Below are 21310 nucleotides of genomic sequence, written 5' to 3'. Positions count from 1 at the left end.
CCTGGGGAAACGCCTCGCGGCGGGGAGGTCCCCGCCGCAGGTGCTGGCGCCGTCGATGATTATGCGCGCGGACCTCAGAAGCGCAGCGTCGCCTGCAGCACGATCTCCCGCGGCCGGTTGAAGAAGCCGACCTGCTGTTCGGGGTTACTGCTGCCGGACCAGCCGTTGGAATTGAGCATGTAGTACTCGTCGGTCAGGTTGCGGCCGATCACGGCGAACTCGTAGTGGCCGTGCTGCGGCCCGACGCGCAGCCCTGCGTTGAGCAGCCAGAAGTCGTCCTGGTGGCCGGCCGGGGCGTTGTCCGTGGCGGTCTCGAATTCATCGCTGTACGAGGCGTTGACCGAGACCGTGGTATCCCAGCCGCTGATCAGCGCCGGGCTGTAGTCGGCGCCGATGCTGTAGGTCCAGTCCGGCGCGCGCAGCAGCGCCTCGCCGGCGAGGTCCTGCTGGCCGCCGACGCAGCCCTGGGCCTCGGTCTGGCCGGGGTAGCACTGGGCGTTGGGGAAGCTGGAATACTCGGCCTTGTTGTAGCCGAAGTTGCCGCGCAGGGTGAGGTCGTCCAGCAGCAGCCACTCGAAGGAGCCCTGCACGCCCTCGATATCCGCCGAGGCCGCGTTGTTGATGGTGAAGCTGATGGTCTCCGAGTTATAGGACACCACCTGCAGGTCCTTGTAGTCGTAGCTGTAGGCGACCAGGTCCAGGCGCAGGCGGCGCTCCAGCAGCGAGGCCTTGTAGCCCACTTCGAACCCCTCGGCCTCTTCCGGTTCGAACTGCAGGTTCTCCGGTGTGGCGTTGATCGAGGGCAGGAAGGGGTTGGAAATACCGCCCGCCTTGTAGCCGGTCTTGTAGGCGGCATACAGGGTCTGGTCGTCATCCAGGTACCAGCTGAGGGTCGCCTCGGGCGAGACGTTGCTGTCGTCGTAGCTGGATTTCAGCACCTCGCCGCGCGGGTACAGGCCATAGGCCGGGTTGGCCACCAGGTTGACGATGCTGGCGTCCTTCTGGTCGTCGCTCCAGCGCGCGCCCACCGCCAGTTCCAGCGCGTCGCTGATGTCCCAGGTGAGCTGGCCGAAGGCGGAGGTGTAGTCGCCGTCGTTGTTGGCGTCCATCATCACCGCGGCGTAGGACTGTGACTCCACGTCGAAGGCGTGGAACAGGTCCGCGGAATTGAAGAACTCGCGGTCGAAGGTCTCGTAGTACACGCCGAGCATGAAGTTGATCGGCCCATCGAAGCTGCTGCTCAGGCGCAGCTCCTGGGTGAGCAGGTCGTATTCTTCCTTGCTCGCCGCCCAGATCGCGGCGTAGGGGCTCCAGTCGGAAACGCTCATCTGCTGCACGGTCTGGTCGTAGTAACCGGTGGTGGAGGTCAGGGTCAGGGCGTCGAACTGCAGGTTCAGGGTCAGCGCGGCGAAGTCGAACTGCGAGTCGAAGTAGGGGATGCCGCCGTTGCTGTAGGGGATGTTCACCGTGAATTCGGGGGCCACCGCCCCGTGCACGGTGCGCCGGTTTTTCTTGCAGTCCCCGCCCGGGATGGGCACTACGCCGGCGATGACCGGGGCGGTGGTCGAGCCGACGCAGAAGGGCTCGGAGCTGGCGTTGCCCGCGTTGCGCTCCTGTTGGTTGTGCAGGTAGGTGAAGCGGGCGTCGAAGCTGTCCGCCGGGGTCCACAGCAGGCCCAGGCGCAGGGCCGTGATGTCCTCCTCGGGCAGGGTGTCGCCGTGGGCGGCGCCGGGGTCGGTCACACCGGGTACCAGGAAGTCCGCGACGGGCTCAGCTTCGTTGTCGATCCAGCCGTCCATTTCGCTGGCGCGCACCGCCAGCCGGCCCTTCAGGCTGCCGGCGATCGGCCCGGAGATCGCGCCCTCGATAAATGTCTGGTCCGCCTCGAATTCGTAGCCGGCGGTAACATAGCCCTCGTACTCCTCGGTGGGCCGCGCGGAGCTCAGTGAGATCACGCCTGCCGGCGAGTTCTTGCCGAAGAACAACGCCTGCGGACCCTGCAGGACCTGGATCTGCTCCAGGTCGAATAATGAGGCGGAGATAACCTGGCCGCGGCTGATCGGCACACCGTCGACCTCGATGGCGACGCTCTGGTCCAGGCCGGCGTCGTTGGAGGCCGAACTCACACCGCGCACGGTAATCACCGCGCCGGTACCGGAGCCGCCCTGGGACAGCGACACCTGCGGTGCTATCTCGCCGAGTTTGGTCAGGTTGTCGGCGAGGTTGTCGCGCAGTGCCTGCTGACCGAGCACGGATACGGCCACCGGCACGCGCTGCAGGGATTCCTCGCGCTTGCGCGCGGTGACCACGACTTCCTCGAGTTGTCCGGCGCCCTGGGCGAAGCTGGCCGGAGAGGCGACGGCACAGGCCAGGGCGAGGGCGGAAACGGGCAGGGCGCAGGACGCCACTGCCGCTGCTTGCGGTCGTTTCATCTTATTATCCTCGTATTATTTTATGAACAACGCTGTTGAACGTTATCTGGCACGAGGAAGCCTAGTCCGCAGTTCTCAACCTTGCAAATCGTGTGGGGAAAGCGTGGCGCCGGGGCGATGTCAGGTGTAGTCGCGCAACTCGGTGATGCGCTCGAAGCTCGCGTCGCTCCCTTCCAGGGGAATGCCGAAGCTGTTGGTGGTCATGGCCATGACCGTGTAGCAGCCGACCAGGAAGACGATCTCCATCAGCTGCACGTCGTTGTAGTGGGCGGCGAGTTCCGCCCAGGTGGCTTCGCCGAGGTGGTGGCTGGCGATCAGCTCGTCCGCGGCGCGCATCAGCAGCAGATCGCGCTCCGACAGTCCGGCGCCGTCGCCGCGGATGGCGGCAATTTCCGCATCACTCATCTGCGCGTTGTGCGCAATCATCTCGTGGTGCTGCGCCTCGTAGACCTCATCGGAGAAGGCCAGTGTGCGCAGTACCAGCACCTCGCGGTCACGCGGGGTGAGTTCCGTCTGCCGGATCATCTTGTCGATGTAGGGCAGGAACACGCGGTAGGCGGCCGGGTGGTTGACGATGACCCGGGAAAAATTCAGGTGCGTCCACTCCCCCACGAGTTCGCGCTGCTCGTCGCTGAAGTCGGCGGGGTCAAGCGGGGGAATACGGATATCGGCTTTCGGCATAGGGTGCACCCGGGTTGCGGTCGGTGGTCGGTGCGCCAGTTCCCGGCGCACGGCTGGAAGACTGGAGTATAGGAATGCACGGGCAGGGGAACTCTACCAGAGGCGTCCTTCTATCTGCAGCGCTTGCCGGGGGCTCAGGTGCTGCCGATAGCGGTGCCGCCATAGCGGCTTTTCCACCAGCGGATAGTCAGCGGCACGGAAGTGTTGAGCAGGAAGGTTGCCAGCATCAGAGTGTAGAACGCCTGTGCCGACATGATGCTGTACTGCACATAGGCGATATCCATCACCAGGAAAGCCAGTTCGGCGCGGCCGAGCATGCCGAAGCCGATCATCAGGCTGGCCGGCCAGTCGAAACCGCCGGTGTAGCGCGCGGCGAGCGCCGCGGAGGCGATCTGCCCGACAAACAGTCCGGCGAACAACAGCAGGGCATAGGGCAGTACCTGCAGCGCCAGTTCGGCATCGAAGATCAGCTCGGTGCCCAGGCTGACGAAGAACACCGGCCCGATCCAGGTGAAGGCGACGTTGTCGACGATCTGCTTGGCGCGCTCGTGGAAATCCACCTGCCGGTGCGAGTGGAAGCTGAAGTACTCCCGGTTGATGATCAGCCCCGCCATGTAGGCGCCCACCGCCGGGTGAAAGCCGAACTCGTGGCCGAGCAGGCCCATGGCCACGGCGATCAACAGCAGCGCCAGTACCGTATATTCGCCCTCACCCATGGCCAGGATCCGGCGCAGGTTGAGGTGGCCGAGCAGCGGGATGCGCTTGGCGAAACCCTCGGAAGCCGGGAACAACCAGGCGCCGAAGAAGGTGACGATGATGAAAAACAGCGCCGCCTTGCCGGCGATGACGGCAATACTGGCAAGGGTGATGCTGGCCTCGCCCGTGGCCACCGGGATAAGAATGGCGACGAGGGCGAGGGAGCCGATATCGTCGAGCACCGCGGAGGTCATGATGCCGGTCGCCGCGGGCGTGCGGCTGAGCCCCTCGCTCTTCAGCGAGACCATGGTCAGCGATACCGCGGTGGCAGTCATCGCCAGTCCGCACAGCAGCGCCATGTTGTGATCGTCCCAGGCCCAGCGCGCCAGCCCGTAGGCGACGGCGAAGGGCACCACGGCACCGAACAGGGCGATGCCCCAACTGCGCTTGAGGCTGCGCAGGAAGTTGCGGTTGTCCTCTTCGAAGCCCAGCGCGAACATGATGACGATAATGCCGAGTTCGGCGAAGTCGACGATGAACACCGGCATGGCCTCGGGCAGCAGCCCGAGGTTGACCATGGCCGCGCCGCAGAACAGGTACCACAGTACCGGAGTGAGGCGGGTGCGGTGGGCCATGAACGACGCGATAAACACGTTGACCCAAATGATGGCGAGGATGCTCAGGTCGTGCATGGCCCTGCCTGGCGAGTAGGAGAGAGACCCAAGCTTGGCCAAAAACCGTTCGCTGCGGGATGATCTTTATCAAGCCCCGGTGTAATTGGCCCACTGGCCACCACGCTTGCATCGTAATGCAACAAGAGTGTTGAATAAGGCTTCACAATAAGCCACGGATAAAGGCCCATGACCACGCTGACCGAACCCGTGCCCGTGCCCGGGCACATCCCGCCGGAGGCCGTTTACGATTTCGACCTGCGCTTCGATCCCGGCCTGCTGGCCAACCCGCATGAGCGCGTGCGCGAACTGCTGCGCGAGGCGCCACCGGTATTCTGGACACCGCGCAACGGTGGCCGCTGGGTGGCGATAGGCCACCGCGAGATTTTCGATGCCTCGCGCGACCCGGAACATTTTTCCAGCAGCCCCATGCCGAAGGCGGAGATGGAGGCGCTGATGGCCTCGCTGCCCGCGGACATGCCGCGCATCCCGCAGGCGGTGCCGATCCTGATGGACCCCCCGGAACACACGCGCTATCGCGCGCCGCTGCAGGGCTCGTTTTCGCCGAAAGCGGTGCAGGCGCGCAAGGAGTCGATCCGCGAGTTGGCCAACGAGTTGATCGACGCGGTGGTCGCGGACGGTCACTGCGACTTCATCCCCGCCGTGGCCGAGCCGCTGCCGGTGCGGATCTTCCTGCGCATGATGGGGCTGCCGGAGGCGCGCCTGCCGGAGTTTCGCGATCTGGTACACGAGTTCCTCGCCGCTACCCTGAGTTCCGACATCGAGGCTGCGCTGATGGGCCGCAAGGTCGCCGACGCCATGCTCGACGTCATCCAGGCGCGTCGCGAGGACCCGCAGGACGACCTCATCAGCCTGCTCTGGGCGACCGAGATCGACGGCCGGCCAATGACCCTGGAATTGATGGAAGACTACGCCGTGCTGTTGTTCATCGCCGGTCTGGACACGGTCATCAACGGCATGGGCTTCGGCGTGCGCCACCTCGCTGCCAACCCCGAGTTGCAGGCGCAACTGCGCGCGGACCCCAGCCTGATACCGGATGCCACTGAGGAACTGCTGCGCCGCTACACGTTTACCATCCCGGTGCGGCGGGTGGCGCAGGCGGTCGAGCTCGGCGGCTGGCAGATGCTCCCGGGCGACTGGCTCGCGCTGTACCTGCCGGGGGCGGATCTCGACCCGCGGGAGTATGAGAGCCCCGAGGAATTCACCCTGAAGCGCCAGGGCAAGGCGCATATCGCCTTCGGCGCCGGGGTGCATCGCTGCCTGGGGTCGCATTTGGCGCGCGTTGAACTGCAGGTGTTGTACACGCAGATGCTCGAGCGCCTGCCGCCGTTCCGGCTCGACCCGCAGCGTCCGGCGAAGTTTCACTCGGGGAATATCATTGCCCTGGATTCGCTGCCGCTGCGTTGGGATTGAGTGGGTGCAGATAGGGGTCAGAGCCGTGGCTCTGACCCCGTGTACCCAGGTGGTTTGGGTGTAGCGCGCAGTGAGGGGTCAGAGTCTAGACTCTGACCCCGTATACCCCTGAACCCGTCCACCCCTGAGTCCGTTCTTCCAGGCACAAAAAAAAGGGGGCGCGATGACCCCCACCAGAGGAAGCGACACATCCCGGCATCTTATACTTTGCAATACAAAGTAGGCGCCCCGGGCGCACCCGTCAAGCCCGGCAGGGCAGGTTGGCCTGACGCCCGCCGGGATCTGCGCTACATTAGCCAGCTGTTGTAAAAAAATGATAAGGATAATAAGTGCGAGTGTTTCCAGGTTGGTGGCAGGTGCTTGCCGCCATGCTCCTGCAGGCGGCGAGTTCCGCCTCCGTATTTACCGCCTACAGCGTGATCGCGGTTCCCCTGCAACTCACCTTCCAGCCGAGCCAGACGCTGCTGATGATGGGCATCACCGTGGCGGCGCTGGCCTCGGGCATCCTCGGTCCGCCCCTGGGCGCGGCGATCGACCGCTTCTCCATGAAGTTGCTGATGCTCGCCGGCACCGTGCTGCTCGGCGGCGGCTTTGTGCTGCTTTCGCTGGCCGGTTCCATGACCCAGGTGATCCTGGTCTATCTCGGGCCACTGGCTGTTGGCTGCGTGGTCTGTGGCCCGCTGGCCGGCTCGGCGTTGCTGGCGCGCTGGTTCAGTCGCCGGCGCGGCCTGGCCATGAGCCTGGCCGCCAGTGGTGGCGCGCTGGGCGGATTGATCGTCCCGCCGCTGTTGCAGTACCTCATCGAGGCCTTCGAGTGGCGTACAGCACTGCAGATCTACGGCTGCGGCCTGTTCGTGCTCACCGCACCGCTGGTGCTGTTGCTGGTGGTCAACCAGCCGGCGGACCGCGGCCTGCATCCGGACGGCGAGGAGCCGCCACCGGCTCCCGCGCGTCCGGTCACCGCGGTCACCGGCAGTTCCACCCTCGAGTTCCTGCGCGACCGCAACTTCTGGTTGATCGCGCTGTGCCTCGGGCTGTTGCTCGGGGGCCCGATGGGACTGCTCAGCAACCTCGTGCCCTTCGTGCTGGAGCGCCAGCTGACCGCGGGCCAGGGCGCGCTGCTGCTGTCGATTTTTTCCGCCGCCAACTTCGCCGGCAAGCTGACCAGCGGTATCGTCGCGGATCGCGCGGACCATCGCCTGATGCTCGCGGTCATCATGCTGGTGGTCGGGCTGGGCTTCTTCGGCTTCCTGCAGGCGGGGAGCTTCGCCTTCCTGGCCCTGGCCAGCGTGGTACTCGGCGCCGGGCAGGGCGCCACCGTGCCGCTGTGGAGCATGATCCTGGCGCGTAACTACGGGGCGGAAAAAATGGGCCGCTCCATGGGTCTGATGAGCTTCATGATCATGCCTTTCACGCTGGTCGCGCCGGGGCTCTACGGTTGGGCCTTCGACGCCAGCGGTAGCTATGACCCGGCGCTGATGGGAGCCATCGCGCTGCTCGGCCTGGCGCTGGGACTGGTGTTCCTGATCCGCCCGCAGGCGGCGGCCAGTACGGCATGAGCGACGCCCCCGAAAAACAGCAGCCCGCAACGCCCGGCACCGCGGAGGCGGGCCACTCGCCGGCCTACGCGCGCTACGTGCTGGGCGTGCTGTTTGTCGTCTACGTGATCAACTTCATCGACCGCCAGGTCATGTCGGTATTCATCGGCCCGATCCAGGCCGAGTTCGGCGTCTCGGACACCGCCATGGGCCTGCTCGTGGGGTTCGCCTTCGCGGTGCTGTACACCTTCGCCGGCATTCCCATCGCGCGCTGGGCGGACCGCGGCAACCGGCGCACCATCATCACCATCGGTCTGGCCCTGTGGAGCGCGATGACCGTCGCCTCGGGCCTGGCACGCAATTTCACCCAGTTGTTCCTGGCGCGGGTGATGGTGGGGGTGGGCGAGGCGGCCGGCACACCGCCGGCGCACTCGTTGATCGCCGACTACTTCCCCCTCAACCGGCGCGCCACGGCGCTGGCCATCTACTCGGCAGGCGTGTTTGTCGGCGCGGCGCTGGCCTACCTCGGCGGCGGCTACCTGCGCGAATACTTCGACTGGCGCACGGCGTTCATCGTTTTGGGCGTACCCGGTCTGGTGTTTGCCCTGGTGGTGCGGTTCACCGTGCGCGAACCGCGCCGCGGGCAGTCCGAGGGCCTGGCCATCGCAGCCGAGGCGGACAGCGAGAGGCCCAGTTTTGGCGCCACCCTGCGCTTCCTGCTGCACTCGCGCTCCTGGGTGGGGCTGATCGTCGGCTCCTCTTTCCTGTCGATCAGCGGCTACGGCATCCTCATGTGGGGCTTCGAGTTCCTCGGCCGGGTGCACGGCCTGTCGCCGGTGGCAACGGGCCAGTGGATGGCGCTGATCGTCGGGGTCGGCGGCAGCCTCGGTACCTACCTCGGCGGGCGCATCACCGACCGCTTTATCGAGGCCTCCCCGGCGCGGGCCATGCGCGTGCCGGCCCTGTGTACGCTGGCCGCCTTTCCCTGCGGGCTGGTCTACCTGCTAGGCGGGCCGGTGTGGCTGGCACTGCTCGGGTTTTTCCCGTTCTACGTGCTGCAGAACATCTATATTCCCATGATGTACAGCGTCAACCAGAGCCTCGCGCGGCTGGACATGCGCGCCACCGCCTCCGCGGTACTGCTGTTCATCATCAACATCATCGGCGCCGGCGCCGGCCCGTTTATCGTCGGCGCGCTCAGCGACTTCTACGCCGGGGCCCACGGGGCGGCGTCGATCCGCTACGCTTTGGTCACCGTACTCATCTCCATACCCGCGGGCTACGTTTGCTTCGAGTACGCCGCGCGCCACTTTCGCGCCGACCTGCAGCGGGTGCGCGGCTGCTAGTGCCGGGGCCGGCTACTTGCGATTGAGTATCAACCGCGCCGATAATGGTCGGCCCTCACGATAAAAGACAGCACATGCAGGAGATTGCAATGAGTGGTTCATCGCAGAACAGCAAGGTTACCGCCCTGTCGTCGGCGTCCGGTAGCGGGCCCGACTGGCCGGAGCGCTGGAAAACGCTGGAACACGGCATTCGCGTCGGGCGCTATGTCGACGAGGACTTCGCCCAGCTCGAGTATGACAAGCTGTGGAGCAAGGTCTGGCAGGCCGCGGCGCGAGTCGACGAGATTCCCGCGGTCAACGATTTCACCACCTACGAGATCGGCGACCAGTCGGTGTTCCTGGTGCGCAGCGATGCCGACACGATCAAGGCCTACCATAACGTGTGCCCGCACCGCGGCACCGCGCTCACCGAGGGCGCCGGTACCTTCGACCACGGCAATATCATCTGCCCCTTCCACGGCTGGCGCTGGGACACCGAGGGCGCGAACCACTACATCCTCGCCCGCGAGGAGTTCAAGAACGGCGAGCTGTGCGCCGCCGATGTCGCCCTGAAAGAGCTGCAGTGCGAGGTCTACGCCGGTTTCGTATTCATCAACTTCGACAGCGACCCGCAGCCCTTCGACGAGTTCATCGCGCCGGTGCGCGAGCTCTGCGACGACCTCAACATCGGGGAGATGCGCCACTACTGGTGGAAGTCCATCCCCGTGGACTCCAACTGGAAGGTCGCCCAGGAGGCGTTCTTCGAGGGTTACCACGTGCCCGCCACCCACCCGCAGCTGGAGACCGCCGCGGCGGATTTCATCTACGGCGAGAAAATCGAGGGCGAGTTCGAGGAGTACAACCACCACAACGTCGCCTACGATACCTTCGACAACGGCCACGGCCGCTTCTACGCCGGCAAGGCGAGCAATTACCAGGGTAACGTCAAGCGCTTCGCCATCAACAAGGACCCGGTAGACGCGATGGCGGACCGCCTGCAGCTGCTGGTGGACGGCATGGACGCGCAGGTGCTGCAGGCGGATGTCGACCTGCTGCGCACGCTCAAGGGCAACATCCCCGAGGACTCCAACCTGGGCGCCGAATACGTGCGCGTGCTCTACGCCGACGCGGCGGAAAAGGAGCGCCCCATGCCCAAGCTGACGCCGGAGATCCTCAGCATGTGGGGCGGCATGATCTTCATCTTCCCCAACCTGCTGATCCTGCCGCAGGCGGGTAACGCCATGATCTACCGCGTGCGCCCGCACCCGGAGGACGTCAACCGCAGCACCTTCGAGATCTACTCCACGCGCACCCTGCCGGCCGCCGCGCCGCGCGAGCGGGCGGTGGTCGAGGTGGTCGACAACCCGGACGACCCGGACCAGGTCTACCTGATTCCGCGTCAGGACCTGGGCAACCTCAAGCGCATCCAGAAGGGGCTGCACTCGCGCTCTATCCGCCAGGTGTGGCTGGCCAGCTACAACGAGAAGATCATTCTCGGCATGCACCAGGAGATGGACACCTACCTGCAGGCAGAGTAGGTACCGTCCACGGCGGCGCGACGCTTCGCAGCGTCGAGCGCACGATAAAAAAAGGGGAGCCAGTGGCTCCCCTTTTTGCTGTGCCCGCAGCCGGTCAGAAATCGAACGCCACGTCGATGCCGTAAGTACGCGGCTCGCCGTAGGTGTTGATGTCGAAGCCGAAGGAGCTGTAGATGTTCACGCCGAAGTTGTAGTAACCCTCGTCGGTGAGGTTCTTGCCCCACAGCGCCACGCGCAGGTTCTTGTCGCCGAACACCGGGATTTCTTCCAGCGCCACGCGCGCGTTCCACAGTTGCAGGTCACCCGATGAATTGCGCTCGGGTACCGGCACCAGGAAGGTCATCTCGTCGCGGTAGCTCCAGTCCAGGCGCGCTTTCACCAGGCCCATGGAGGTCGGGTATTCGTAGGCGATATTGGCGCTGGCGGTGTTGTCCGGCGAGTAGGGGAAGTTGGCGGCGTCGGACAGGTCCACACCGTCGCTCTCGTACTCGACGTACTCCTTGTTGGTGTAGCCGTAGTTGAAGCCCGCGCGCCAGTGTTCGCTCAGCTGGGCGAGCAGTTCCAGCTCCGCGCCGTAGATCTCCACCACGCCGGCGTTGCGCTGCACGCTGACCAGGGTCTCCGGGTTGAACTGGTTGACGCGCTTGTCGTCGTAGTCGCTGAAGAATACCGAGGCGTTGACCTGGAAGCGGTTGTTGAAGGTGGACTTCATGCCGAGTTCATAGGCGAGCAGGGTCTCCTCCTTGAAGCCGGTGGTGAAGTCGCGCGGGTCGATGTCGCGGGCGTTGAAGCCGCCGGACTGGAAGCCGGTGCTGATCTTCGCGTAGGTCAGGATATCGGGGGTGAAGTTGTAACCCACCGAGGCCAGCCAGGAGACGTTGTCGAATTTTTCCGCCGCGTCGGGGTAGAGCGAATCCGCCAGGGCGGGATCGTTCTTGACGTCGCTCAGGTAGAGCACGGGACCAAACCCGGTGTTGGCCACCAGTGCCTTGCTCATCTCGCGGTCTTCCTCGGTATAGCGTGCGCCGACGGTGAAGTTGAGCTCATCCGAGAAGTTCCAGGTCGCCTGGCCGTAGATCGCCCAGGCCTCGTTGCTGTAGTCGGCCACGTTGGCCGAGGACGATCCCGCTGCAGTTGTCTCGTTGAACAGGTCGCCTTCCTCGTCCATGTAGAACAGGCCGGTGGAGTAGTCCAGCTTTTCCATAGCCGTGCCGATCAGGCGGAATTCCTGGGAGAAGCTCTCGTACTCCTGGTTGTCGCGGGTGATGATCGCCGGCGGGATCGGCGGGTCGGGGAAGGTGGCGCCGAGGGCGGCGCCGTCCGAGTCCGCCTCGCCGTAGTTGTCGAGTTCGCGCAGGCCGGTGAGGGAGACCAGGCTCATGTCGTCGTTGATCTCCCAGTTCAGGGTCAGGGCGTGGCCCTCCGCCGTGGTCTTGGCGATCATGATGTGCTCGACGGCAATGTCGTCGGGGCGGTCGCTCTCGTCGGGTACCAGCCACGGCGCAAGGTTCTGGCCGAAGAAGGTGTCCGGATTGACGTTGGTGGTCCACGGCGATTCCGGCGTCTCGTCGATCTTGGTGCGGTCGTAGGCGTACAGCACCGACAGCGAGTCGGTGGGCAGCCACTGCACCTGTGCCGAGAAGATGTCGCGGTCGACGGTGCCCAGTTCGTCCTGGCGCGAGGTGGCCGGCCGGCCACCCTGGCGCTGTGCCGGGCCGTCGTATTCGTTGTCCTGCAGGCCATCGCGGTTCAGGGTGCCGCCGCTGAACTTCACGTTCAACTCGCCCATGCCGCTGTCGGCATCTATCACCGGGATGTTGAGCCGGCCGCGCAGGTCCTGGCGGCCGTAATTGCCCAGCGTGGCGGTGACGCTGCCTTCGAATTCGTTGGTCGGCTTGCGGGTGATGTAGTTGACCGCACCGCCCATGGTGTTGCGGCCGTACAGCGTGCCCTGCGGGCCGCGCAGTACCTCGATGCGCTCGAGGTCGAGCACGTCGAGCAGCGAGCCGACGTTCTTGGCGATCAGCACGCCGTCGAGGTAGACGCTCACCGCCGGGTCGAAGGTGATCAGGGTCTCGGAGTTACCGACACCGCGAATGTTGTAGGAGATACCGGTGCGGCCGCCGACGTAGGGCTGGGCGTTCAGGTTGGGCACGAAGCCGCCGAGGTCCAGGCCGTTGCTGATGCCGAGGTCGCGGATCGCTTCGGTGGACAGCGCGCTGATGGAGATCTGCGTGTCCTGCAGGGTCGCCTCGCGGTGTTCCGCGGTGACGATGATCTCCTCCAGCGCGCCGGCGCCCTGGGCCATGGCCTGCTGGGTGCAGAGCGCGACCGAGAGCGCCAGCAGGGAGCGCGAGAAGTGGCGTGCGGTGGTTGTCGTGGGTGTGGTCATTATTATCATCTCCCGCGGTGGGTTCAGGTAGTGAGGTAGGGGGGTGTACACGGCCTTGCCAACTGCGCCATTGCGGACGCGCAGCACCGGCGAGGGTGGGGTTGGTTCAGGATATTGATCGGCCACGGCGCAGTGGCCCGGCGTTCCCGCCCGGTGGGTTGCGCGGGTGAGTCAGTGGGTGTCCCGAGGTGCCGTGCAACCGGTGATTGCGCGGACTGCAATCCTGAAAATATCGCTAAAAGTACGGACATTATTGGTTTTATTCGTCATGTCGACGTATGTGAGGCAGTTTATGCCGAAATTAAAAATGTTTAAAGTCCATACATTATTTCAAGATATTGAACGGGGTGGTTCCGTATTGGGCTGGCGCAGGGAACGCTGGTGGCGCCGTCGAAACTCAATTACCCTATAGCCAGACCCGCGGCGGAGAATAATCATGCATAAATACCTGGCGATCCTGTCCCTCGCCCTGCTGGCCGGCTGTGCCAGCCAGGGAATGGTTTTCCACTCCCCCTACGACCTCGACCGCGACGGTGTCATGGACGCCCGCTGCCCGGGGCTCGAGTACGACACCTCCGGCAACACCCTGTACGGCTGGCGCTCGCACGGCTCCGCCGAATGTGAGGAGCGCGTGCCGGCCAGCGCCGAGAGCTGAGTGCCGCTATAGCTTGCCCGGGCGCGGCGATTCAGGCCGCGCCCTCCAGGTATTTCGAGATATCCACCTCATCCACCTGCGCCGGCTGCAGGTAGGTGCTGGCGTACTGCCGGTAGACCCCGCTGCGCAGGAACAACTCGAAACAGTCCCGGTCGATGTGCCGGTCTTCCACCATGCGGTGCAGGATGTCGATGGCCACGCTCACCGGCTTGGCCTTCTTGTACGGCCGGTCCGCGGCGGTGAGCGCCTCGAACACATCCGCCACCGCGAGAATCCGCTCGGGAATGCTCAGTTGCTCGCCGGACAGTTTGCGCGGGTAGCCGCTGCCACGCATGGTCTCGTGGTGTGTCGAGGCATAGCGCGGCACGTTCTTCAGGCCCTCGGGGAAGGGCAGGCTCTCCAGCATCTTGATCGTGCTGATCATGTGCTCGTTGATCTTGAAGCGGTCCTCGGCGGTCAGTGTGCCGCGTGAAATGGACAGGTTGTACAGCTCGCCCAGGTTGTACAGGTGCTCGGGGATATCCATGTCGATGCCGTACTCGGGCGGGTACTGCGCCGGCCGTTCGCGTTCGATGATGTGCTCCGGGCGGTCGGCGAGCAGGGGCTCGGTGACGGGTAGTGCGGGTTCATCGCCGCGCAGTCGCAACTCCTCCACCGGCGACAGGCCGAGGCGGTCGCTGAAACGCCGCTGCCAGGTGCGCGCGGCGATGGCCAGCAGGCGCTCGCGCGCCGCGTCGTCGAGGAATTCGCCGCCCACGTTGCACTCGGCGACGAAGCGGAACTCCTCCTGCAGCGCCTGTTGCGTGGCCTGCAGTTCCACCAGCAGTTGCGCCTGCTGTTCCGGGTGCTGGTGCAGGCGTTCCCAGTAGCTGATCTCGGCATCGCGCGCCAGCACCTCGAAGCGCATGCGCACCTCGTGGATGCGGTTGTAGATGGTCTCCAGCTTGCTGCCCTTGTCGACGATGTGCTCGGGGGTGGTGATCTTGCCGCAGTCGTGCAGCCAGGCGGCGATACGGTACTCGCGCCAGGCATCCTCGCCCTCCAGCCGAAAGCTGTCGAAGGGTGGTGCCTGGCTGTCGCTGGCGGCGTGGGCCAGCATCAGCGCCAGCTCCGGCACCCGCTCGCAATGGCCGCCGGTGTAGGCGGACTTGTCGTCGATGGCCTGGGCGATCAGGCGGATGAAGGCGTCCATGAGTTCGCGCTGTGACGCCTCGTACTCGCGAATCGAGGTCACCATGCGCACCATCGACTCGGACAACTCGTCCAGTTCCTTCACATGCGAGCGCACCCGCTGCACCTGCTCGAACTCGCGGCGGCGTATCTTGTCGTTCTCGTCGGCCAGCTGGCGCACCGGGCGCACGATGGGGTTGGCGAAAAACCACGACAGCGGCAGCAGCACCAGCAGGAAGCCGGCGGTGGCCAGGATGCCGATTTTCACCTTGTGCATGTACGGCGCCATCACCGCCCGGGTCGGCGTGAGGATGCCGACAAACGTGGAGGTGGCGTCGTCATGGTCGGTCTTGGTCGCGTAGACCAGGTATTCCTCGCCGTCGATCACCGTGGGCACCAGCGAGCCCCAGCGCGACGGATCCCGGGCGATGGCCACCAGCTGGTCGCTGGGCACCACCTCGGACCTCGCGCTGCGCTGGCGCGCCTCGAAATCCAGCCAGCGCTCGGCCAGTGCCTGCTGCTGGGCGGGCCCGATGGCGGCAATTGCCCGGTCCAGCAGCTTGCGCAGGCGCTCCAGTCGCGGCGGTACCAGCACGTGCAATTGCTGCGGCGGATCGTCGAAGCCCAGCGCCAGGTCGGTGTGTATGTCCACCCCGTCGATGAAATAGTGCTCGACGATGTAGCGCAGGATGATCTCGTTATCCAGCGCCGCATAGGCCTTGCCATTCAGCACTTTCTCGATCGCCTCGCGGGTGGAGCGGGTCTCGACGATGGTGATGCCGGGGTAGGTCTCGCGAATCATCGGGATCACCGACCAGCCCGCGGGTATCGCCAGCCGCGCGCCGGACAGCTGCGCCAGTTCGCCCAGCGTCCCCGGGCCCGGGCGCGTGAGCACGGCGAAGGGCAGGGTGGTGTAGGCGCGTCCCGGCAGGCCGAGGGCGGCGTTCTGTTCAGTCAGTATCACGGACTGCAGCAGGTCGATATTGCCCTGCTCGAACTGCCCCACCAGTTCCTGCCAGTTGTAGCCGTTGACGAAGCGCAGCTGCAGGCCGAGCAGGCGTGCGATCAGGCGCATCACATCCACCGAGTAGCCGCGCGGCTCGCCGCCCTGGGTGTAGTCGAAGGGCGGCCAGTCGAGTTCGTTGGACACCGTCAGTGGCCCGAGCGATTCCAGGTAGGCGCGGTCCTCGCGGCTGAGGCTGAGTTCCGGCAGGGGGATGTAGGACGTCGCCGAGGCGTCGCGTTCGCTGGAGGCGATGACCACACCTTCGTCGGTGTACAGGTACAGCGTGCTGTCCCTGGAGGCCTGGCGCTCGTTGAGGAAGCCGGACATGGTGCGCAGGGTCATGTCCACGCCGACCACGGCGTCGCCGCCGACCAGGCGCCTGGCGATGGTGCGGCCGGGCTCGCCGGACTGCTCGAAGAGGTAGGGTGCGGTGGCTTCGGTTTTCCCGGAGTCAATCGCCTGGCGGTACCAGGGCCGCTGGGTGACGTCGAAGTCGGTGGCCTCGTCGCGACTGGCGCGCTCTTTTAGTTGCGCGTCCAGGTACTGGTAGGCACGGCGGCGACCATTCCCGGTGTCGCTCACCCGGATTACGACCCAGCGGTCCTCGGGCAGCGCCAGCAGGCGCGAGCGGATGGCATCGCCGGCGTCGAGGTTGATCACTTCATGGAAGCTGCCGTCCGCGCGTCCCACGTAGATGCCGTAGAGCAGCGGGTTGTTGCGCAACACCTGGATGAAGGTATCCAGGGTGGCATCCTGCGCGGCGGGGTCGGCGAGGTCGCGGCTGCGGGCGAGCAGTTCCAGCAGGTTCACATTGACCTGGCGGATGCCGGCGGTCTCGGTGGCGATGCTCTCCACTGTCGCCGCGTACAGTTCCCCGGCCGCCTCGCGGCCCAGGGCCTGGCTGTAGTGGTATTGCAGGCCGATGGCGATCGCCGCGGTGAGGAGCGTCGCCAGCAGGAAGACAGTGACGACGGTGAGGCGGATTGTGGTGCGCGGGCGGGTAATGTTCAAGGGCCGGTTCTGGTTGTCGTGGGCGTATCCAGACTAAAGCACAGAACGCGGGAGTTTCCCATGTGGATGCGGGGAGGAAAAACGAGCAGGCGGGAAGAGAGGGCAGGGGCGTGACTCTGGCTCGGGGCCGCGGGTCAGCGCTCGGTGAACAAAAAAAGCCGCGGTGGATGCCGCGGCTTTGTTTTGGTCTGGCTGGATCAGCCGTTGACGAAGGGGTCGTTGGGATCCGGCGGCGGGGTCGGCGTACAGGGCAGGCCCAGCGTTACCGTCGAACCCTCGGTGACGTCGATGGAGATGGACACCTCACCGGCTTCGTCACCCTCACCGGACACGGCGAAGGAGATGCCAAACGCACCTGGCGAGGCCGTGTTCGGGGCTTCCCGGGTGCTCAGGACGGTCACGTCACAATCGCCGTCGGCGGAGATTGACACCTCGGAGCCACCGGGGGGCGGGTTGTTGAACTGGTCCGCGATGTAGGCGATATAGCTGCGGCCCGACTCAGTGCTGAACCTGCGCGAGCCGCTCTCGTACACGGCGATTTCCCAGGTGGCGTCGTCAGCGAGGATGATGATCTGGTCGGCGAAAACCCGGATCAGCTCACGGCTGCACCAGACGCCATCGCCCTCTCGCGGACACAGCAGGCCGTTGTACTGCGCCACCTGGCCCTCATCGGGGTAACCGTTGAAGGGGTCGTCGCCATTGGCATCGAAGCGTGAGTTGCTGTTGAAGTCGGAGAAGATCTCCTCCGAGCCAGCGCGGCACGTCAGGGTGTCCGGGTTGGCCAGGCAGGCCTCGGTCGCAGGGTCGAAGAGCCCGTTCTCGTTGTGGTCGAGGAAGGGTTCCGTCTTGTTGTCAAACAGGTCTTCATCGGCTTCAGCCTGGTCAAACACGCCGTTGCCGTTGCGGTCGATGAACGACTCCTCGCCCAGTGCAGTGACCAGAACGGTGGAGCGGCCGCCGCGAATGCTACCGAGGTCGTCCGGGCACGGGCCGCTGCTGCCGTTGTGACTGGGGCAGGAGTAGCCGGGATCATGCGTTCTCACGACCAGCGGCTGGTTTTCCAGCAGGGTGGGGAGGCGCGGTTGCTGACTCACCCACTGCACGCTGCAGGCGCCGTCCACCGTGGTACAGGACGGCTCGATAGCGCCGTATTCGGTGGTGAACAGGGCAGCGGTGCCGTCGGGGACCGGGTTGTTGAACTTGTCCGCCATGCGTACGTTGACGCTGCGGGTTACGCCGTCCTCGCGCATGCCAGTTGCCACCACGAAGGTGTCGCTGATCGAGAGCGAGATGGAGTTCTGGTCCGGCAGGCCGGTGCTGACGGTCAGTTCGTCGGAGACCGCCGAGACCTCCGCGCTGCCGTTAACCGGCGGTGCGGTAGCCAGTACGCGCACGACAGTGGCCACGTCGCCGGAGGAAACCACGGTGCTGACCAGGCCATCGGCGTCGCTGATCGCGCTGGTGGGGCTCAGGCTCAGTCCGCCGACCTCAGTGGTCAGGCTGAACAGCACCTCGGCGCCGCTGAGCGGGTTGCCGTCGGCGTCGGTGGCAGTAAAGGTGACCGTGGACTGCTCGACGCGATCGGGGCCGCCACCGGTGCCCTTGAGGACGATGTAGTCCGGTTCCGCGCTGATGTAGGTCAGGCTGTTGGCGGTCGGCGGTGCAATCTCCAGGTCGACAATTGCCTTGGCGCCGACGCCGATCAGGGTGGCAGTGACCGTGTCACTATCGGAGCAGCCATCGGCCGGGGTGTAGGTGAACGAGATCTGGCCGGTGAAGCTCTCGATCGGGCTCACCGGCTCGATGCTGGCAGTGCCCGCGCTCAGGCAGGCGCTCTCGATGCGAACTTTTTCGGCGCTGGTGACGAGGTCGCCGTTATCGTCGACGATGGCCAGTGACAGTACCGCCTGGCCTTCGGAGGAGATGGTGCCCTCGGGCAGTACGCCGATGGTCCCGACGACGAATACGCCGTCCGCCAGGTAACCCAGTTGCAGGCCGGTGGCGCCGACCTGGAAGCTGATGGTCGCAGTAACGTCATCGCCGTTCTCGTCGGTCACGGACACGGACAGTGTGCCGGCGCCCTTGGTTTGGCCGGCCTCTACCACGAAGCTTGCCATCCCGGCGCTGTCGGACAACCGGGTGACGGTTTCCTCGCTGCCGTTGACCAGCATGTCGAGGTTGCCGCTGACGCTGACAGTCGTGCCGGCAATCGGGTTCCCGGTAGCCTTGTTCTTGGTCACAGTGACCACCAGGGTGCCGGGAGAAGCGGTGCTGATCAGGTTGGTAGGGTTGCCGTCGGGGCCCAGCAGGCTGAGCGCGAGGAAGTAAGTATCGGTGTTGCTGCCGTTATCGCCTATGAAGCCGCCGTCGCCGCCGCCTCCGCCACCGCCGCAGGCGACCAGGGCCAGCGCGGTCAGAATGAAAATAGCCAGGCGGCTGGCCAATGTCCCGAATGGTTTTGTCATCGTGATCCCCTATAGCTCACTCTCTAGCGAGTCTTTATATTGTGACCAAGCAGCAAGTCGTTTCCGGTCCGCAGCCAGGTGACCCAACACCCGGCCGATTTCCGCTTACAGCTTAACACGGGGTTTGTCGAAAACCCTATAAAAACATGATGATAGGTAAGTTTTGTGACTATTTACACAAAGTCTTGCCCACCCGTATCCTGCATGATGATATCCAGCTGCAATCGGATTTAAAGCAAAAGCTCGCAAAATGTCATGAAAGTTGAGGAATCGTCTCCAGCCTCCGCCCTGAGCGTGTCGATCGTCGTTTATCACAGCGACCTCGAGCGCCTGCGGCAGACACTGGCGAGTCTGGCGGCGGCCTGTACCGGGCTGGGCGGGGTGCGCGTGTGCGTGGTGGACAACGCCTCGGGCCGCGACTACGCAGAGCAACTGGCAGGCCTGCTGGATGCCCTGGAAGTGGGTGAAGCCCTGCAGGTGGCGCTCATCACAGCCCCGCGCAACCTCGGCTATGGCGGCGGGCACAACCGCGCCCTCGCCGGCGGCGTCGGCGCTTACCACCTGGTGCTCAACCCGGACGTGGAGATCGCGCAGGACGCCCTGCGGGTCGGCATCGACTACCTCGCCGCACACCCGCAGACCGCGCTGCTCAGTCCGCGGGCGGAGGGCGCGGACGGGCAGCGCGAGTTCCTGTGCAAGCGCTACCCCTCGCTGCTGGTGCTCGCCCTGCGCGCGTTCGCCCCGGGGCTCGGCGAACGGCTGTTTCCAGCGCGCATGGCGGACTATGAAATGCGCGAGTTGGAACACGCGGCGGCGCCCGCGCCGGTAGTGCTGGCCAGCGGTTGTTTCATGCTCGCGCGCGGCTCCCAGTTGCTGCGCACCGGTGGCTTCGACGAGCGCTTCTTCATGTACTTCGAGGACTTCGACCTCTCCCTGCGCATGGCGCAACTCGGTGCGGTGGTCTTCCACCCCGGGATGCGCATCGTCCACCACGGTGGTTACGCCGCGCGCAAGGGCTTCTCCCACCTGCGCATGTTCGGTACCTCCGCGCTGCGTTTCTTCGCCAGCCACGGCTGGCGCTGGATATAGGCGGCGGGGCAAACCTGCTACACTGGCCGCCGTTTGATTGAGCGGCACCCGGGCGCGATGGACGATCGATACCGCATGCACTACCTGCAGGCCATGGGCATAGACGCCTATACGGCCCGCTATGCCCTGCCCGGCGCTGCGCCCTCGCGGCTGGTACCGGTGCCGGCGGTGCCCGAATGGACCGCCCCGGCCGAGCCGGAAGCGGAAACACCCGTCGCTCCGCCCGCGATGCCGACGCCGGACATGCCGGTGCTGGAGACCCGCGCACCGCGTCGCCGCGAGACGGATGCGCCGGCGCAGACTGCCCCGACCAGGCCGGCCGCTCCGGCGGAGGTGGTGCGCTTCAGCCTGGCCGCGGTGTTCTGCGGCGGACTGGCCTGGGTCGAGTTGCTGCCCGGACGGCCACTGGCGCGGGAGCAGGTGAAACTCATCCACGCCATGGCGCGCGCCGTCGGCGATGCGGCGCAGACACCGCTCACCGCCCAGTTCGACTGGCCCATGCACACCAACCAGCAGTTTGATCTCGGCGTCGATGCCGCCCGCGACAGTGTCGCCGCCTTCCTCGCGCGCCAGCTGCAGGAGCAGCAGTGCCGCGCCCTGGTGCTGCTCGGCGAGGAGTGCCTGCCCTATATCGGCGGCCTCGGCGACGTGCTCGTGGTGAAAACCCGCAGCACCGTACAGATGTTCGAGGAGCCGGCCTGCAAGCGCCAGGTGTGGCGCGACCTGCGAGTGCTCGCGAAGGGTGCGTGATGTTGCGGCGGCGCCCACATTGCGCCCGGCCACGGTGGCGGACCTCGCGGTTATCGCCAGCCTCGACGCGGCCAGTTCCCCCGACCCCTTCGGCCTGTCTCACCTGGATCGCTATTGCACCGGCACGGCTGGTTGTGCTGCGCTGCTGGCCATTCGCGAGAGCGAGCCTTTGGCCTTCGCCCTTTACTCCCTGGTGCTCGACGAGGGCAGCATCGACAATATCGCGGTGCTGCCGCAACTGCGCGGCCGGGGCTTCGGCGGATACCTGCTGGATGCGGTATTGCAGGCCATGCGCGAGCGCGGGGCGCAGCGTTGCGTACTGGACGTGCGCGCCTCCAATACCGCGGCGCGCGCCCTGTATGCCAGTCGCGGCTTCGGCGAGGACGGCCTGCGCCGCGGCTACTACACGAGAGACGGCTCCTCTGAGGACGCCGTATTGATGTCGAGGAGATTGTGA

General features: G+C 65.5%; 14 protein-coding genes. 8 read left to right on the top strand and 6 right to left on the bottom strand.

What is annotated here, in order from left to right:
- Positions 1-74: 74 nt before the first annotated feature.
- The 3 genes from E4634_RS19485 to E4634_RS19475 form a co-directional block, all read right to left on the bottom strand.
- Complete coding sequence (locus E4634_RS19485) at positions 75-2432, bottom strand: TonB-dependent receptor (RefSeq protein WP_135446353.1); 2358 nt, start codon at positions 2430-2432, stop codon at positions 75-77.
- A 120-nt stretch (positions 2433-2552) separates the two neighbouring features.
- A complete protein-coding gene (locus E4634_RS19480; protein WP_135446352.1) occupies positions 2553-3113 on the bottom strand; it encodes a carboxymuconolactone decarboxylase family protein in 561 nt (186 codons plus the stop codon).
- Positions 3114-3247: 134 nt separating this feature from the next.
- Complete coding sequence (locus E4634_RS19475) at positions 3248-4501, bottom strand: cation:proton antiporter (RefSeq protein WP_135446351.1); 1254 nt, start codon at positions 4499-4501, stop codon at positions 3248-3250.
- A gap of 168 nt (positions 4502-4669) precedes the next feature.
- Between E4634_RS19475 and E4634_RS19470 the strand changes: the two genes are divergently transcribed.
- The 4 genes from E4634_RS19470 to E4634_RS19455 all read left to right on the top strand — a co-directional run bounded on the left by E4634_RS19470 (position 4670) and on the right by E4634_RS19455 (position 10315).
- Entirely contained in the window at positions 4670-5914 is a 1245-nt protein-coding gene (locus E4634_RS19470; RefSeq protein ID WP_135446350.1) for a cytochrome P450, read from the top strand.
- A gap of 329 nt (positions 5915-6243) precedes the next feature.
- Entirely contained in the window at positions 6244-7473 is a 1230-nt protein-coding gene (locus E4634_RS19465) for an MFS transporter (RefSeq protein ID WP_135446349.1), read from the top strand.
- Positions 7470-8798 carry a spinster family MFS transporter gene (locus tag E4634_RS19460; RefSeq protein WP_135446348.1) on the top strand — a complete coding sequence of 443 codons (1329 nt, stop codon included), beginning with the start codon at positions 7470-7472 and terminating at the stop codon, positions 8796-8798. Before E4634_RS19465 ends, E4634_RS19460 begins: the two co-directional genes overlap by 4 nt.
- 89 nt (positions 8799-8887) lie before the next feature.
- Entirely contained in the window at positions 8888-10315 is a 1428-nt protein-coding gene (locus E4634_RS19455; protein WP_167854995.1) for an aromatic ring-hydroxylating oxygenase subunit alpha, read from the top strand.
- A 94-nt stretch (positions 10316-10409) separates the two neighbouring features.
- Here E4634_RS19455 and E4634_RS19450 read toward each other — a convergent pair whose 3' ends face one another.
- Positions 10410-12707 (bottom strand): TonB-dependent receptor, encoded by a 2298-nt coding sequence (locus E4634_RS19450; RefSeq protein WP_167854994.1) that lies wholly within the window; start codon positions 12705-12707, stop codon positions 10410-10412.
- A gap of 436 nt (positions 12708-13143) precedes the next feature.
- Here E4634_RS19450 and E4634_RS19445 point away from each other — a divergent pair, with 436 nt between their 5' ends.
- Positions 13144-13362, top strand: a complete 219-nt coding sequence (locus E4634_RS19445; RefSeq protein ID WP_135446345.1) for a hypothetical protein — start codon at positions 13144-13146, stop codon at positions 13360-13362.
- Between the two features lie 31 nt (positions 13363-13393).
- Here the strand turns inward: E4634_RS19445 and E4634_RS19440 are convergent, their stop codons facing one another.
- The gene (locus E4634_RS19440) at positions 13394-16549 is read right to left on the bottom strand and encodes an HD domain-containing phosphohydrolase (RefSeq protein WP_135446344.1); all 3156 of its coding nucleotides are present in this window, start codon (positions 16547-16549) and stop codon (positions 13394-13396) included.
- Positions 16550-16746: 197 nt separating this feature from the next.
- The gene (locus E4634_RS19435) at positions 16747-19014 is read right to left on the bottom strand and encodes an Ig-like domain-containing protein (protein WP_135446343.1); all 2268 of its coding nucleotides are present in this window, start codon (positions 19012-19014) and stop codon (positions 16747-16749) included.
- 255 nt (positions 19015-19269) lie between these two features.
- On the opposite strand from E4634_RS19435, the gene E4634_RS19430 reads away from it, so the two are divergent.
- The 3 genes from E4634_RS19430 to rimI are packed head-to-tail and all read left to right on the top strand — an operon-like array spanning position 19270 to position 21310.
- Positions 19270-20103, top strand: a complete 834-nt coding sequence (locus tag E4634_RS19430; protein ID WP_135446342.1) for a glycosyltransferase family 2 protein — start codon at positions 19270-19272, stop codon at positions 20101-20103.
- Between the two features lie 57 nt (positions 20104-20160).
- On the top strand, positions 20161-20853 hold the full coding sequence (locus E4634_RS19425; protein WP_135446341.1) for a hypothetical protein: 693 nt from the start codon (positions 20161-20163) through the stop codon (positions 20851-20853).
- Positions 20846-21310 carry a ribosomal protein S18-alanine N-acetyltransferase gene (gene rimI, locus E4634_RS19420; protein ID WP_135446340.1) on the top strand — a complete coding sequence of 155 codons (465 nt, stop codon included), beginning with the start codon at positions 20846-20848 and terminating at the stop codon, positions 21308-21310. The genes E4634_RS19425 and rimI overlap by 8 nt, the downstream gene beginning before the upstream one ends.

This window comes from Mangrovimicrobium sediminis (assembly GCF_004745945.1).
GTDB classification, from domain to species: Bacteria; Pseudomonadota; Gammaproteobacteria; order Pseudomonadales; family Halieaceae; genus Mangrovimicrobium; species Mangrovimicrobium sediminis.
Note: the sequence above shows the minus strand (reverse complement) of the source record. Positions and strands in the feature narration are given on the sequence as shown.

What these genes read in the sequence shown, in the direction of transcription:
- E4634_RS19435 (WP_135446343.1), bottom strand. Translation starts at nt 19,014, where the DNA reads ATGACAAAACCATTCGGGACATTGGCCAGCCGCCTGGCTATTTTCATT.
- E4634_RS19475 (WP_135446351.1), bottom strand. Translation starts at nt 4,501, where the DNA reads ATGCACGACCTGAGCATCCTCGCCATCATTTGGGTCAACGTGTTTATC.
- E4634_RS19470 (WP_135446350.1), top strand. Translation starts at nt 4,670, where the DNA reads ATGACCACGCTGACCGAACCCGTGCCCGTGCCCGGGCACATCCCGCCG.
- E4634_RS19485 (WP_135446353.1), bottom strand. Translation starts at nt 2,432, where the DNA reads ATGAAACGACCGCAAGCAGCGGCAGTGGCGTCCTGCGCCCTGCCCGTT.
- E4634_RS19480 (WP_135446352.1), bottom strand. Translation starts at nt 3,113, where the DNA reads ATGCCGAAAGCCGATATCCGTATTCCCCCGCTTGACCCCGCCGACTTC.
- E4634_RS19430 (WP_135446342.1), top strand. Translation starts at nt 19,270, where the DNA reads ATGAAAGTTGAGGAATCGTCTCCAGCCTCCGCCCTGAGCGTGTCGATC.
- E4634_RS19425 (WP_135446341.1), top strand. Translation starts at nt 20,161, where the DNA reads ATGGACGATCGATACCGCATGCACTACCTGCAGGCCATGGGCATAGAC.
- E4634_RS19460 (WP_135446348.1), top strand. Translation starts at nt 7,470, where the DNA reads ATGAGCGACGCCCCCGAAAAACAGCAGCCCGCAACGCCCGGCACCGCG.
- E4634_RS19450 (WP_167854994.1), bottom strand. Translation starts at nt 12,707, where the DNA reads ATGACCACACCCACGACAACCACCGCACGCCACTTCTCGCGCTCCCTG.
- E4634_RS19445 (WP_135446345.1), top strand. Translation starts at nt 13,144, where the DNA reads ATGCATAAATACCTGGCGATCCTGTCCCTCGCCCTGCTGGCCGGCTGT.
- E4634_RS19455 (WP_167854995.1), top strand. Translation starts at nt 8,888, where the DNA reads ATGAGTGGTTCATCGCAGAACAGCAAGGTTACCGCCCTGTCGTCGGCG.